We start from the raw sequence: 13,780 nt of genomic DNA on the forward strand, positions 1-13,780 counted from the left end.
GCGAAACAAATGAACAAAATCATGCCTTTGATTGGTGGTTTGCTGCTGGCGCTATTTGCATTTTCATTGACTTTCTTTACGCTGGATCAACGTCAATACGCAATTGTTTTCCAGTTTTCGGAAGCCGTGCGCGTCATTAAAGAACCCGGATTTCATTTCAAGATACCGCTATTGCAGGAAGTCCGTTATTTCGATAAACGTATTCAGACGATTGATGAGGCTATGCCTGCCCGCATTCAAACGATCGAAAAAATGAATGTGAAAGCGGATAGCTTTATCAAATACCAGATTGTCGATGTAGAAAAATATTACAAGGCTGTGGGGGTTGATCAACGTAAGGGCGTGGATCGCTTGCGCAATACGGTCAATAACATGCTGCGCGATGAGTTTGGTAAACGAACCGTGCAGGATGTGATCTCTGGTCAGCGTGATGACGTGATGGCGCATGTTCGTAAAGTCGCCGATGCCGATGCAGCCCGAATTGGTGTGCAGGTACTGGACGTGCGGATCAAGCGGGTTGAACTTGAAGACAGCACGCTCAACTCGGTCTACGAGCGCATGCAATCCGAACGCAAAGCCGTGGCCAGTCAGCTGCGCGCCGAAGGAAGTGCTGCTGCCGAAAAAATTAAGGCCGATGCAGACAAGCAGCGTGAAGTGATTCTGGCTGATGCCTACAATCAGGCACAGCAAATGAAAGGTGAGGGTGATGCCAAAGCCGCTGCAATTTATGCGGAAGCTTATGGTAAAACGCCAGAGTTTTATGCGTTCTACAAAAGCTTGGATGCATATAAACAAAGCTTTGCCAAGAAAAGCGACGTGATGGTCATCGACCCAAGTGCCGATTTCTTCAAGTACATGAAAAATCCGAGAGCAGGGTCGGCTAAATGAGCTCGGTGCTGTGGCTGGGTTTGGGCTTGATGTTGGTATTTGAAGGCATCATGCCTTTTGCCCTGCCGCACATCTGGCGTGCAACGTTAAAACGCATGTCGGAAATGAGTGATGGCCAGATTCGCTTGATCGGATTTTGCTCCTTGATTGCTGGTTTATTAATTTCGCTGGCGGTGATTTAGCCCCTTTTAGGGGTATTGCTGCCCACACTATAAATAACGCCCACTTCAGGTTGATACCTGGGTGGGCATTTGGTTTGTATATGAATATGCGCAACTGGATACTCCCCGAATATATTTCCGATGTTTTGCCTGCCGAGGCGCGGCAAATCGAAAGCATGCGCCGGAGCATGCTCGATCTGTTTGCCTTGTATGGCTATGAACAGGTTGAGCCACCGCTGGTTGAGTATGTCGAATCCTTGCTGACCCAGCACGACGCCGCGCTTGATCTGAAGACCTTTAAACTGGTTGATGAACTCTCTGGTCGCCAGATGGGATTGCGTGCCGATATTACCCCGCAGGTTGCCCGTATCGATTCACATATCCTCAATCGCCAGGGTGTAACTCGCCTGTGCTATACCGGTTCGGTCTTGTGTACTCGCCCGGACGGACTGCTGTCTACGCGCCAGCCGCGCCAGATTGGCGCAGAAATTTACGGCTGCGCCGATCTGGCTGCCGACGTTGAAATTATCGAGCTTATGTTTGCCAGCTTGGCTCAGGCTGGTGTGAAAGACATTACGCTGGAAGTAGGTCACATTGGCCTGTTTAACGCAATTGCCGATGCCGCCAACTGGCAAGGCGAAGTGCGGCAAATGGCGTTTAATGCGCTCCAGCAAAAAGACGCGCCAACGCTCAAAATGCTCGCAACTGATTTAAGTGCCCCGTTACGTAATGGTTTGCTGGCCTTGTCGATGAGCTATGGCGATGTCAGTGTCTTGGCGCAGGCGCGTGCAGTCTTGCCAGTGTTGCCACAAATCACCCAGGCGCTCGATGGCTTGCAGCAATTGCACAGCGCATTGACCGCACGCGGTATCGCAGTGCGTTTTGATCTGGCTGAATTGCCGGGCAGCTACTACCACACCGGTCTGGTATTTAATGCTTACGCCAAAGGTTTTACCAACGCCGTTGCGCGGGGGGGGCGTTACGATAGTGTGGGTGAAAAATTTGGCCGTTCTCGTCCTGCGACCGGTTTCAGTATCGATTTGCGCGGTTTGACCTCGGTGCCGTTTCCGGAGCGCAAAGCGGCGATTCTGGCGCCAAAAGGTAATGATGTGGCATTGCTGGATGCAATTCGTGCTTTGCGTGAGCAGGGTGAAATCGTCATTGTTGATCTGGGTGTTGTGCAATCCGAGATTCAGGTGGACCGCGCCTTGCAGCAAAAAGCAGGCGTTTGGCAAGTCACAAACCTATAAAAAATCAGCGAATTTTGCAAAAAAATCGCTGGCTCAAACCGCGATTTGACGTTAAAGTTCGCTCGCAATGCTGCAGGGTGTAGTGTTGCCAAATTATTTTGTGTTTTATGCATCGAGGTTTGGGAATGAGCAGAAATGTAGTCGTTATCGGTACCCAATGGGGCGACGAGGGTAAGGGCAAGATTGTTGACTGGCTAACCGATCACGCGCAAGGCGTGGTTCGCTTTCAAGGCGGTCACAATGCAGGCCACACACTGATCGTTGGCGGCAAAAAAACAGTTCTGCGTCTGATTCCATCGGGCATTTTGCACCCGGGTAAAGCCTGTTTCATCGGCAACGGTGTGGTGATTTCGCCAGAAGCCTTGCTCAAAGAAATCGACGAATTGACCACAGCTGGCATCGACGTAATGAGCCGTCTGCGCATTTCCGAAGCATGTCCGCTGATTCTGCCTTACCACATTGCGATTGACCAAGCGCGTGAAGCAGCGAAGGGCGAGAAAAAAATCGGTACGACTGGCCGCGGTATTGGCCCGGCTTACGAAGACAAAATCGCGCGCCGCTCGATTCGTCTGCAAGACTTGTATCACCCAGAGCGTTTTGCCGCCAAATTGTTGGAAAACCTCGACTGGTACAACTTTGCACTGAAAAACTACTTCAATGCGCCAACGCTGGATTTCCAGACTATTTACGATGAAACGCTGGCTTACGCTGAGCGCATCAAGCCTATGCTAGGCGATGTATCGCGTACTTTGTATGAGATGAACAAGGCGGGCGAGCCTTTGCTGTTTGAAGGTGCTCAGGGCACATTGCTCGATATCGACCACGGTACTTATCCATTTGTGACTTCGAGCAATTGCGTAGCCGGTGCCGCTGCACCAGGCGCGGGCGTTGCGCCACAAATGCTGCAATACGTACTGGGTATTGTGAAAGCGTACACAACACGTGTTGGTTCTGGTCCATTCCCGACAGAATTGTTTGATGACGTTGGCGCAGGCTTGGCCAAGCGTGGTAATGAATTTGGTTCGGTGACAGGCCGCCCGCGTCGTTGCGGTTGGTTTGACGCGGCTGCGCTGAAACGCTCGATCCAGATCAATGGCGTTTCCGGCCTGTGCGTCACCAAACTCGACGTAATGGACGGCATTGAAACGATCAAGCTCTGTGTCGGTTACAAAGTGAATGGCATTGAAACCGATATCCTGCCGGTTGGCGCTGACGACATCGCTTTGTGCGAGCCAATCTACGAAGAATGGGCGGGCTGGACGACCAGCACTTTCGGCGTGAAAAAATGGGATGATTTGCCAGAAAACGCGCGTCTGTACCTGCAACGTATCGCCGAAATTTGCGAAGCGCCTATCGATATCGTATCGACCGGTCCGGATCGCGAAGAAACCATCGTGCTGCGTCATCCATACCAAGGTTAATTGCTTGCTGCTGGTTGGAAATAAAAAAGCCTCGAGAAATCGAGGCTTTTTTATTGAGCGCTCCTGAGTGGGGCGGTAAGGGTAGAAGCTATATTTGTTTTTGTCTGGGTAGCAGAGCAAAAATCAACTCTGAATCGACGGGTATATCCGGCCAGCCAAGGCTTAGATTGCCCTGTGTTTATATACATCACCAGCTAGAGACGGATTAGCACATTGCGCCAATGCTGATTGCCATAGCGCCCAAACTATGACTTCTTCTTACCTGCCTTTTTGTTAGCGCTTTTCGTGCCGGATTTCTTGCTTGCTTTGCCTGCCTTGGACGTTTTTCCGCGCTTGGCTTTTTTGTCCGCTTGTTTACGACTGCTGGCGCTGGATTTGTTTTTTTCACTGCTGGCAACGCGTTTGCATTGCGTGACCGATTTTTTCTTTTTCTTGCTGACTGTTTTACACTTTTGCTGCGCTTGGCCGCTTGAGTTGCTGACTCGCATCGCCGTGACGGTGTTATCGCGGCGAGAGCTGCTTGCCAGTAATGAGTTGACGTTCAGGCCTGTTCCACCCGAGTCAGCAATACGTCTGGCGCCGTTAAAGCGGTTTTGCCAGTAGCTGAGATTCATATTGGCGACTTCGATATTCCGCCCTTTACGCGGCGCATGAATAAATCGGTTATCACCCAGATAAATGCCGACATGCGAGAAAGTACGTCCCAGTGTGTTGAAAAAAACCAGATCACCGGGTTTGAGTTCGGATTTGTCGATGTTTTGCCCGGTATGCGCCATTTCAAATGCAGTGCGCGGCAGGGTGATGTTCATCGAGTTTTGAAATACGTATTTGATAAAGCCGGAGCAATCGAGTCCGGATTCAGGCGTGTTGCCACCCCAAGTATATTTGACACCGATCAGGCTCATTGCCGAGAGCAGCAAATCCTGAGCCGGCTGATAATCGCTGCCTTTGGGCATGGCATCGAGTGCCGATTTATTTTTGCGTACGCGACTGCCCGACTCTGTAGCCGTATCGTTATCCTGAGCGGGTTTATTCCAGCTGAAATTGCCAGTGGCTGGGGCACTGTCACCCAGTGGCATTTCCTGGTCGGCCCGCGCGAGCGGGATAGCGCAATTCAATACTGTCGCAAGAATGATGATCCATTTCATGGAGAGGCACTTTACGGGTGTAGAAAACGGCTGTAAAGCCTAAAATTCAAATAATTGCCTAATTTTCCGACCGGATGAGCTGATGTTAAAAGAAACCTTTACCGTGATGCGTGATTTGCCGCGTGTGCGCGAAATCATTGCGATCCTGATGCGGCACGGTTTGGGAAATCTGGTGCAGCGGCTGGGGCTGGCCAAGGGCATTGAGCGGGCTGGCGATATTTTGCACTGGCCCGGCGAGCACGAAATCGAGTTGCTCGAACCCCCTGTACGCGTGCGCCGGGCGCTGGAAGAGCTGGGGCCGACGTTTATCAAGCTGGGTCAGGTGATGGCAACGCGGGTGGATATGTTTCCGCCGGAGTGGATTGCCGAGTTTGAAAAACTGCAAAGTGATGTGCCGCCGCTTGATTTTGCAGAGCTGGAGCCCGAATTGCGTGCCGCTTTGGGACGTGACCCGCATGAGGTCTTTACCGAGCTGGATTTGCAACCCATAGGCTCAGCTTCGATTGCGCAAGTGCATCGTGCCAAATTGCAGGACGGCACCGAGGTCGTGCTGAAAATTCGCCGTCCCAATATCATCGCCAAAATCGAGGCCGATTTGCGTATTTTGCGGCACATTGCTGGCCTGGCCACGTTCGAGTTTCCCGACTTGCGCCGTTATCAACCGGTGCGTGTCGTTGACGAGTTTTCCAAGTCGCTGCATCGTGAACTCAATCTGTCGATCGAGGCGCGCAATCTGGAGCGCTTTGTGAACAACTTTGCAGGGCATGATGAAATCGTGATTCCCAAAATCTGGTGGGAATACACTTCGGAGCGATTGATTGTTCAGGAATATATTGCCGGTGTGGCGGGCAATGATTTGGCGGCCGTCGACGCCGCCGGGCTTGATCGTCAGTTGCTGGCCGAACGCGGTGCAGATGCCGTGCTCAAAATGGTGTTGATTGATGGCTATTTTCATGCCGACCCACATCCCGGCAATGTGAAGTATCTGCCGGGCAACCGGATCGGTTTCCTGGACTTTGGCATGGTCGGGCGCTTGCCGCACCCCAGACGCGATCACATTGTTGATTTGCTCGCCGCGCTGGCCCAGCGTGATGAGCACGGCATTTTGAACGTCTTGCTAGAGTGGACTGGCGATACCGTCGTTGATGAGGAAAAGCTCGCCGCCGATATTGCCGACTTCATGTTCAATTATGAAAATCTGTCGCTCAAGGATATTCAGTTTGGCCATTTGCTCAATGATGTGGCGATGATCATGCGCGAGCATGAAATTACCCTGCCTTCAGATCTGACTTTGCTGTTTAAAGCGCTGATCACGCTGGAAGGGCTGGGCAGGCAGCTGGATCCGGAGTTTCAAATGGTGCCGCATCTGACGCCGTTTGTGAAAGAAGTGATTCTGACCCGGTATAACCCCAAAACTTTGCTTAAACGTGGCAAGGACAATCTGTTTGAAGCCTTTAATGTGATTTCCGGCTTGCCGCGGGATATTGGCAAGCTGATCAAGCAGGCACGACGCGGCAATTTGCGGGTCGATCTGGACTTGAAGCGGCTGGATCACTTTGGTTTGCAGCTCACCCGCAGCGCCAACCGGCTAACGATGGGAATTGTCACCGGAGCGCTGATTATCGGCTCGTCGATTGTCATGACGATCAAAGTCGGCCCTACGCTGTTTGGTATGCCGATGCTTGGGTTTCTGGGTTTTGTGATTGCGTTATTCAATACGTTCTGGATTATTTTCGCAATCTGGATTTCGGGTAAACGTGAGCGTTAATGAGTGCTTGCCATTGCAAGCACTTTTTTTCGTAGTGAAGGGTATAAGCTGGACTACTAGATGGTGCAACGCCTGTATTGACATACCCAGGTATAAGTCTCTTTCCGTGTTTGGCTGCAGTTTGGCCGTTAAAGATGACAAGCTCTAGCTGCGGCATTTGTTTAATGAGCTCTTGCAGCGGATTAGTTTCAACGTCACTCAGGGCTGAATCTAGGCTGCCTTTGCGCGTGGCTTGCTGCACCACATCCCATAAGGCAATGCCATGAGCGAGCAAGATCGGATAACGCTCGGCAAAAGGCAACTGCGTCAGGTCAGTTTCCAGAATATGGCTCAGAATGGGCCAGAATGCATTGCGCGGGTGGGCGTAATAGTGGCCGTGTTGCAGCGAGATATCGCCAGGCAGGCTGCCCAGAATCAATAAGCGGCAGCCGTCATTGGCGATGGGGGCAAAACTTTGTTTGAAAAGGGCTGAATCTGACACACTTTATTTGCCAAGCATGGCAAAGCCATCAAAACCGAGTCGTAAATTGCCCCAGTGTCGACCACTGATATAAATCGGCACATCCAGTTCGGTCATGATTTCGCCGGTGTCGCGCACATAGTTTTGCAACAGGAAACGGTCGGTATTCTGCGCCGCACGCAAACCGGCATGGTCATTGAAAATCCGCTGGTCGCGGCTATTGATTAGATCGACTGAACGTTCGCCCGTCATCGGGTGTGAGTACCAGCTGTTATGCGTCGGGCCGTAGCCTTTGTTGTCAACTGCTAGGGCAAATTTGCCACCCAGTGCTGTTTTGGCCAGCTCGTCATACAGCGGTTGAACTTCAGTCACAAACAGCTGGTTGTAACTGGTTTTGTATTTTTGCGGATTGGTGTTGGGGATGGCTTGATAGTTCTGATCAAAAACATTCACGCCACGTGCCGCCATGCTTTCGATTTTGGCTGCGATTTTGTCCCGATACTGGGTGCACAAAGTAATAACGGCATCGAGTGGACCCTGACCAATGATAAAGCGTCCCACCATGGATTGAACTTCTTCGGTCGCACGGGCAACGTCTTTGGATGACTCGGCCGAGCGGATCATTTTCTCGTTGACGGTCAGCGAGAGCTGATGAATTTCGGAAACATTGGCATTGACGATATTGTTGGCTTCGGTAAATTCTTCCAGCGTACTGGCAATGCCGCTGAGTGCCTGAGCCGTTTGTTCGAAATCATGCACCATATTGGCAAACTGCGATGATGCTTTTTCGACCACATCACGAGTCATATTGGCATCTTGAGTAATCAGCTGGGTTTCATTCAAGGTTTCCGAAACCTGTCCGAGCATACTGTCGATATCACTGGAAATCTGATCAGTAGCGACGCCGACTTTTTCGGCCAGTTTGCGAACCTCATCGGCAACGACAGCAAAACCACGCCCTTGTTCACCAGCCCGGGCAGCTTCGATCGCTGCATTAAGTGCCAGCAAATTAGTTTGTCCTGCAATTTCCTTGATCAAATCAACGATGGTTTTGATGCTGGCCGAGCGTTTATTCAACCCATCAACAGTCTGGTTGAATGAACCGATTTTTTCATTAATAGCGTTAATGCGACTTACGACGTCTTGCAACTCTGAATAGGAAGAGTGCGCCATTTCCAGATTGGTCGCCGTGGTGTGCGAAATTTCTCCCGTTTGCTGGGATACCTGTGTAATGCCATTGGTTGTTGAATTGCTGGCGTCGACGACCTTTTTGGCCAGCTTGTCTTGTTGCTCGGAGGCCAAGGCCGAATCGCGGATATGTTTCTGCGAGTTGGCCGCTTCCAGTGCCATGCCTATGGTCATGGTTTGTACATTGGCGATGATTTCGCGCTGCTTGCTTAGGAAGCGATTGCAGGTAATTGCCAACTGGCTAATTTCATCGCTGTAGGGTGCCGGAATATTGTGCGACAAATCGCCGTCATGATCGGCAGCATCGGTAAAAACCCGAGTGATTAATCGAACGGGCTTGGTGATCCACAAATGGAAATAAATGATTTCAATTGCACACATCAGGATCGATGCAAGCAAAATGATCCAGTTTGCTATACGCAGCGTCGCCAGGAAATCGGTGAGTATGTTTTGCTGAGCGGGCGGCAGTGCTTTGCTGATTTCAATCAGCTCACCTTGTGTTGAATAAAGAACAATTAAAGAGAGTAATGGGAAGATGCAAAGCAGGCTGATAAAAGCATATTTCCTACCCAGAGTGGGTATGAAATTACGTTCAAAAACGCGATGAAAATCAACTAACCATGTCATGCTTTATTTCCCATTTGGTCTGCGTACTCAATTTTTAGCAAGCAGAGTCATTTTTGAGTCGAGGCATGTTCCTGTAAATCAGGAGTCGACATGCTCAGAAAATGAATTTACTTTGATAAAAGTGAGTATGGAGCAAGGTAAAAATACGGACACTGCCGTGTCTTGCTATCGGGCTGATGCTGGCAGTGTGCGAGAATTTTTTACCGCTACTTGGCGCGAAATTTATTGCTCGAAAGCGAGCTGAAGATCGTCCAGACTCAGATGCCATTTTTTTAGCATGCGGCTAAATACGGCCAGTTCGGCGTCGTTGATTTCATGATCCGCTTTGGCCAAGTCTAGCGACAATGCGGCTAATTGCAGGCGTTTTTTTGGATCATCGACGGTTTCCAGCAACTGATCAATGCGCTCTTTATCGACCAGATGTACAGTGCCGCTTTCGTCGGCTTCATCGCCAATGTCGTTGCAATATTCCTGCAGGACATTAATAAAACCTTTGCGGCTAATTCCAAGCACTTCATAAATATGCAGATGCTCTAATTCATCGATTTCGTCCGGGTCAAAATTACCATCGCAAATCATTTGCAGGACAAGGATGCGAGCCATGGCTTCAGGGCTATTGGTGGCATATTTTTTCATGATGTTTGTTGCTCCAATATGGTACGTAATGTTTGCGGTAGACTGCTCATTTTTCGATTTTGATAATCAAATGCGATCAGCGTTGTTTTGGCTTGAGCAATGATTACCCCTTCTTTACTGACATCATAATAAAGATCAAAGCTGGCGCGACTGATTTCGGCTACACCTAAGCGAATACGCAACACATCATTATGGAAGGCCTCATTCTTAAAAATGATGGCCACATCGGCCATGATCAGGCCTTTGCCGCCAACGTCCAATTCCGATGCAAAACCATGTTGTTTAAGCCATTGGATTCTACTTTCATGCAGCATTGCCATCAGGGCATCGTTACTTAAATGCTGGCCGTAATTGATGTCGCGAATGCGGACAGGTAAATCGGTGCTGAATAACAGGCAGGGCGGTAATTGCAGCTCTAGGCGTGCCATAAAATTGAAATTTAAATAGTGTTCGCTTGAGTGTATGCCTGACGGCATGCCAGCCGCAATAGGGGAAGCCTGCTAGACTGGAAAAATCCAAGCGATAAGGAGTAAGCATCATGTATACGCGCATTTTAGTCCCGGTCGACCACAGTGATACCAGTGCCGCAGCGCTTGCTGAAGCGATTCGGCTGGCGAACGAGCAGCATGCCATTGTGCGTCTGGTACATGTAATTGATCTGGCTCAGTTTGCCTGGAGTGCCAATGAATTTCTCGATGTGCCTCAGTTGCAATCGTCATTAAGGGAGAGCGGTGAAAAACTGCTGACCGAACGTGTGCAGCAAGTACAGGAGGGCGGAATCTCGGTCGAATCTGAGTTGCTGGAAATCTGGGGCGGGCAGATTGCGCGTACTCTGGTCGATGATGCGGTCAAATGGAAGGCGCATTTACTGGTGATGGGGACACACGGCTATGGCGGGTTGACTCATATGCTGCTCGGTAGTGTCGCCGAAGGGGTAATGAGGCATACTCATATCCCCGTACTGCTGGTGAAAGCCACAGAGTCAAAATAAGCAGAAAGACAAACAATTCACAAACAAACAATTCACGTGGCCTAGTCTTGCGTGAAAATTTTGTGAATCAGGAAAGCCGGTTAAGAATGAGCATTCAAATTGTTACCCCATTGACAGTGACCGATCACAGTCGGGATATTGCAGGACTGCAGTATGTTTATCCTGTCGTTTCGCGTCGTGCGGGGGGCGTGTCGATCGGGGTTAATCTGAACCCCAATAATGCCTGCAACTGGCGCTGCGTGTATTGCCAGGTGCCGGGGCTGATTCGTGGCGCTGCGCCAGAAACGGATCTGGCTCTGCTGGCCGAAGAGCTTGATCTGATGCTCTCGCAGATCGTCAATGGCGATTTTATGCAAAAGGCCGTGCCGCTTGAAGCGCGCCGATTGAATGATATTGCTTTGTCCGGCAATGGAGAGCCGACGACTTCGCCGCAATTTCTTGATGTCATCGATCTCATTGCTGCCGCGCAGCAAAAATATCACCTTGATCTGAAAACTGTGCTGATCACCAATGGCAGCCAACTTGATAAAACTCAGGTGCAGGCCGGGCTGCGTAAAATGGCGACGATGCGCGGCGAGGTCTGGTTCAAGATTGACCGTGTCCCGCAAGACGGGTTTGAATTTGTTAATCAGATCGCGCTCAAACGCTCGCAAGTCGTACGCAGATTGACGCAATCGGCTGCATTGTGCCCGACCTGGATTCAGACTTGCATGTTTGCGACCGATGGCGTTTTGCCGGATGAGCAAGCGCTTGGGCAATACGTTGATTTCCTTGCCGAGCAGATCGCCCAAGGTGTGAAACTGGAAGGGGTCTTACTATACGGGCTTGCGCGACCCTCTTTGCAAGCAGAGGCGTCGCGGCTCAGTGCAGCCCCAGCCGAATGGATGCAGGCATTGCAGGCGAAAATAGAGGCGCTTGGTTTGCCGGTGAAACTCAGTCTGTAATGATTAAGGCTTGCAGGCTATCAGGCCGTTGAAAAACTACTGCGAAGCCCGAAATCTGCGTTAAAAAATGGCTCAAAATCCTCATTTACACCAGTAAACTCCGGTTTTTCGCCATTTTTTTGCCTTGCCTTCGAGCTTCTCGCTACCGTTTTCAACGGCCTGCTAGAGCGATCAATTCTTTCAGCATCTGGGGTTGGCGTTCGCGCAAATAATTCAAAACCATAATTTCTTCGCGTTTCAATGTCGCCAAATCTATTCCCTCGATATGAACAAGTCGCAATAATTCGCGTACCGGTTTGGGCATCGTTCGGCCACTTTCGTAACGTGAGCCTCCGCTTTGAGTGACACCGATCCGGTTCCAAAACTCGAATTGGTTCATGCCTAATGTTTTGCGGATCAGTTTGGGGTTGAGCGTCGTTGTCATGATTGGATTCCTCGCGAGATTATCTAGGGTCTGTTGACGTTTGGTTTACGGTCGCAAAACCAGTCGTCAAAAGCCCCTAAGCGCATGTCATAGATGTTGTTGTCATCATAAGAATTTTTGTCATGGCGAGATACGGCACTAATACACATTCAGTTAATGAAGTAGTGATATTTAAATTTATCTGATGGGTATATGCCTGTTGGCTTTATCAGTATTGAGTTTTATACATATACATCATGGCTGTATCTGGTGAGTCCTAGTCTGAGCGGCTGGTGAGCGAGGTGAGCGGGCAAGGCATAATCTGCGGGCTGCGGTTTTCCGGGTTGACCCGTTCGCACTGCCTTGTTGCAATTATTGTCTGAGGGGAAAACTGCAGCTTTGGCCGACGGCGTCGGTTGTCGCAAAGTGGCGAATCGGCTACTATCAGGGCTTTCCTAGATTGTCCCGATTGGCGATCCTTGCTATGGCTAAAACCCTGTATGACAAACTCTGGCATTCGCACGTAGTTCGTGAAGAAGCCGACGGCACCTGCCTGATTTATATTGACCGTCACCTGGTGCATGAAGTGACCAGCCCGCAGGCCTTTGAAGGCCTGAAGCTGGCGCATCGCCAGCCGTGGCGCAACTCTTCTGTGGTCGCGACTGCCGACCACAATACCCCAACCAATGAATGGGACAAGGGTATTCAAGACCCGATTTCCCGTCTGCAGGTTGAAACGCTCGACGCCAATATCAAAGAATTCGGCGCGCTGGCTTATTTCCCGTTTAAAGATCACCGCCAAGGGATCGTGCATGTCGTTGGCCCGGAAAATGGTGCTACCTTGCCCGGCATGACCGTCGTTTGTGGCGACAGCCATACTTCGACGCATGGCGCTTTTGCAGCGCTGGCGCACGGGATTGGCACTTCCGAAGTCGAACATGTGTTGGCCACGCAAACACTGGTCGCCAAAAAATCCAAAGCCATGCTCGTTCGTGTTGACGGCAAGCTGGGCACTGGCGTCACCGCCAAAGATGTGGCGCTGGCGATCATCGGCAAAATCGGTACGGCGGGTGGTACCGGCTACGCGATCGAATTTGGTGGCGAAGCTATCCGTAGCCTGAGCATGGAAGGCCGGATGACCTTGTGCAATATGGCAATCGAAGGCGGCGCGCGCGCCGGTATGGTTGCCGTTGACGACAAAACTATCGAATACCTGAAAGGTCGTCCATTCTCACCGAGCGCCGAGCAATGGGACGCCGCGGTTGCAAGCTGGAAAGAATTAGTTTCCGACGAAGGCGCGGTATTTGACGCCGTGGTTGAACTGCGCGCCGAAGACATTGAGCCGCAAGTCACATGGGGTACTTCACCCGAGCAAGTGCTGGGGGTTTCGGGCAAAGTGCCTAATCCGGCAAGCGAGAATGATCCGGTTAAACGCGGTAGTTACGAACGTGCTTTGCAATACATGGGTTTGCAAGCCGATACCCCACTGACCGACATCGCCATCGACAAAGTATTTATTGGTTCGTGCACTAATAGCCGTATTGAAGATTTGCGCGCCGCTGCGGGCGTCGTGAAAGGCAAAAAGAAAGCCGATAACGTCAAACTGGTCTTGATCGTGCCGGGTTCCGGTCTGGTCAAAGCACAGGCTGAGGCGGAAGGTCTGGACAAGATCTTTACCGACGCCGGTTTTGAATGGCGTGAGCCGGGCTGCTCGATGTGTCTGGCGATGAATGCCGACCGTCTGGCGCCGGGCGAGCGTTGTGCGTCTACATCCAACCGTAATTTTGAAGGCCGTCAGGGGCAGGGTGGTCGTACGCACCTGGTTAGCCCGGAAATGGCTGCCGCTGCGGCAATTGCCGGTCATTTTGTCGACGTACGTCACTTTGCCTAAGGAG

Annotated in this window: 14 protein-coding genes; 8 read left to right on the top strand and 6 right to left on the bottom strand. The window is 50.8% G+C overall.

Annotation, left to right across the window (positions count from 1 at the left end; translation table 11 throughout):
- Nucleotides 1-9: 9 nt before the first annotated feature.
- From hflC to ACG2XO_RS10960, 4 genes are all read left to right on the top strand, one after another.
- A complete protein-coding gene (gene hflC / locus ACG2XO_RS10945; protein ID WP_410498019.1) occupies nucleotides 10-888 on the top strand; it encodes a protease modulator HflC in 879 nt (292 codons plus the stop codon).
- Complete coding sequence (locus tag ACG2XO_RS10950; protein WP_410498020.1) at nucleotides 885-1,070, top strand: DUF2065 domain-containing protein; 186 nt, start codon at nucleotides 885-887, stop codon at nucleotides 1,068-1,070. The genes hflC and ACG2XO_RS10950 overlap by 4 nt, the downstream gene beginning before the upstream one ends.
- 80 nt (nucleotides 1,071-1,150) lie before the next feature.
- Nucleotides 1,151-2,299 (top strand): ATP phosphoribosyltransferase regulatory subunit, encoded by a 1,149-nt coding sequence (locus ACG2XO_RS10955; RefSeq protein WP_410498021.1) that lies wholly within the window; start codon nucleotides 1,151-1,153, stop codon nucleotides 2,297-2,299.
- 125 nt (nucleotides 2,300-2,424) lie between these two features.
- Entirely contained in the window at nucleotides 2,425-3,720 is a 1,296-nt protein-coding gene (locus ACG2XO_RS10960; protein ID WP_410498022.1) for an adenylosuccinate synthase, read from the top strand.
- Nucleotides 3,721-3,965: 245 nt separating this feature from the next.
- Here ACG2XO_RS10960 and ACG2XO_RS10965 read toward each other — a convergent pair whose 3' ends face one another.
- Nucleotides 3,966-4,868, bottom strand: a complete 903-nt coding sequence (locus tag ACG2XO_RS10965; protein ID WP_410498024.1) for an NlpC/P60 family protein — start codon at nucleotides 4,866-4,868, stop codon at nucleotides 3,966-3,968.
- Between the two features lie 82 nt (nucleotides 4,869-4,950).
- On the opposite strand from ACG2XO_RS10965, the gene ACG2XO_RS10970 reads away from it, so the two are divergent.
- The gene (locus ACG2XO_RS10970; RefSeq protein ID WP_410498026.1) at nucleotides 4,951-6,636 is read left to right on the top strand and encodes an ABC1 kinase family protein; all 1,686 of its coding nucleotides are present in this window, start codon (nucleotides 4,951-4,953) and stop codon (nucleotides 6,634-6,636) included.
- Here ACG2XO_RS10970 and ACG2XO_RS10975 read toward each other — a convergent pair.
- The 4 genes from ACG2XO_RS10975 to ACG2XO_RS10990 form a co-directional block, all read right to left on the bottom strand.
- Entirely contained in the window at nucleotides 6,596-7,117 is a 522-nt protein-coding gene (locus tag ACG2XO_RS10975; RefSeq protein ID WP_410498027.1) for a DNA-deoxyinosine glycosylase, read from the bottom strand. The genes ACG2XO_RS10970 and ACG2XO_RS10975 overlap by 41 nt on opposite strands.
- Before the next feature lie 3 nt (nucleotides 7,118-7,120).
- Nucleotides 7,121-8,911, bottom strand: a complete 1,791-nt coding sequence (locus ACG2XO_RS10980; RefSeq protein WP_410498028.1) for a methyl-accepting chemotaxis protein — start codon at nucleotides 8,909-8,911, stop codon at nucleotides 7,121-7,123.
- Nucleotides 8,912-9,133: 222 nt separating this feature from the next.
- Nucleotides 9,134-9,547, bottom strand: a complete 414-nt coding sequence (locus ACG2XO_RS10985) for a hypothetical protein (RefSeq protein ID WP_410498029.1) — start codon at nucleotides 9,545-9,547, stop codon at nucleotides 9,134-9,136.
- Complete coding sequence (locus ACG2XO_RS10990) at nucleotides 9,544-9,975, bottom strand: acyl-CoA thioesterase (protein WP_410498030.1); 432 nt, start codon at nucleotides 9,973-9,975, stop codon at nucleotides 9,544-9,546. Before ACG2XO_RS10990 ends, ACG2XO_RS10985 begins: the two co-directional genes overlap by 4 nt.
- Before the next feature lie 110 nt (nucleotides 9,976-10,085).
- Between ACG2XO_RS10990 and ACG2XO_RS10995 the strand changes: the two genes are divergently transcribed.
- Complete coding sequence (locus tag ACG2XO_RS10995) at nucleotides 10,086-10,538, top strand: universal stress protein (RefSeq protein WP_410498031.1); 453 nt, start codon at nucleotides 10,086-10,088, stop codon at nucleotides 10,536-10,538.
- Between the two features lie 86 nt (nucleotides 10,539-10,624).
- Nucleotides 10,625-11,482 carry a radical SAM protein gene (locus tag ACG2XO_RS11000; protein WP_410498032.1) on the top strand — a complete coding sequence of 286 codons (858 nt, stop codon included), beginning with the start codon at nucleotides 10,625-10,627 and terminating at the stop codon, nucleotides 11,480-11,482.
- A 151-nt stretch (nucleotides 11,483-11,633) separates the two neighbouring features.
- On the opposite strand, the gene ACG2XO_RS11005 is transcribed toward ACG2XO_RS11000, so the two are convergent.
- Complete coding sequence (locus tag ACG2XO_RS11005) at nucleotides 11,634-11,906, bottom strand: helix-turn-helix domain-containing protein (protein WP_410498033.1); 273 nt, start codon at nucleotides 11,904-11,906, stop codon at nucleotides 11,634-11,636.
- A 463-nt stretch (nucleotides 11,907-12,369) separates the two neighbouring features.
- Between ACG2XO_RS11005 and leuC the strand changes: the two genes are divergently transcribed.
- Nucleotides 12,370-13,776, top strand: a complete 1,407-nt coding sequence (leuC, locus tag ACG2XO_RS11010) for a 3-isopropylmalate dehydratase large subunit (RefSeq protein WP_410498034.1) — start codon at nucleotides 12,370-12,372, stop codon at nucleotides 13,774-13,776.
- Nucleotides 13,777-13,780: the final 4 nt, after the last annotated feature.

The organism is Chitinibacter sp. S2-10, assembly GCF_046530675.1.
Classification (GTDB): Bacteria; Pseudomonadota; Gammaproteobacteria; order Burkholderiales; family Chitinibacteraceae; genus Chitinibacter.